Origin of the sequence: Paraburkholderia sp. SIMBA_027, from assembly GCF_046535315.1 — a bacterium.
GTDB classification, from domain to species: Bacteria; Pseudomonadota; Gammaproteobacteria; order Burkholderiales; family Burkholderiaceae; genus Paraburkholderia; species Paraburkholderia tropica.
Window position 1 is genome coordinate 1 of record NZ_JAWRWY010000072.1, and the last position, 756, is coordinate 756.

The 756-nt window shown below is 65.9% G+C and carries 1 protein-coding gene; it reads right to left on the minus strand.

Features of this window, described 5'->3' with window-relative positions; all coding sequences use genetic code 11:
- On the minus strand, nucleotides 1-756 hold a 756-nt coding region (locus SB764_RS38175), incomplete at both ends, for an MFS transporter (protein ID WP_410866486.1).

The following is a 756-nucleotide window of genomic DNA, read 5'->3' on the forward strand; positions in this document are numbered from 1 at the left end:
GCCGTCGTGTTTGAGCAGCCAGCCGCCCACCACGCCGCCAAGCGCGAGCCCGATCGACTGCGTGGTGTTATAGACGCCCGTGGCTGCGCCCTTGCGGTTGCCCGGCGCGAGCTTCGACACCAGCGAAGGCTGCGACGCTTCCAGAATATTGAAGCCGAGGAAGTACACGAACAGCACGGCGGCCACGATTGCTATGGTATGCGCAAGCGAGCCGAGCAGAAGCTGGCCGATCAGAATAAGCCCAATGGCCGAGACCACCACGGCCTTCATCTTGCCCTTCTTCTCCGCCGCGATGATGGCCGGCACCATCAGCACGAACGACAGGCCCATCACGGGCAGATAGATCATCCAGTGCGAGGCGACCGGCAGACCCGCATCGACGAGCAGGCGCGGCACCACGAGGAACAGCGCGGTCTGCGTCGCGTGCAGCACCAGCACGCCGAAATTCAGGCGCAGCAGCTCGACGTTGTGCAGGACTTCGGAAAACGGCGCGCGCACGTGCACGGGCTTGGGCGCATCGGGCACGATCCACAGCACCACGCCCACCGCGATGATCGAGAACACGCCGACCAGCGTGAAGAGGCCGCTCATGCCGAGCCAGTGCACCACGATGGGCGCGCCGACGATCGCCACCGCGAACGACAGGCCGATCGAGCCGCCCACCATCGCCATGGCCTTGGTGCGGTTCTGCTCGCTGGTGAGATCGGCGATGAAGGCCAGCACGGCCGACGACACCGCGCCCATGCCCTGGATCAC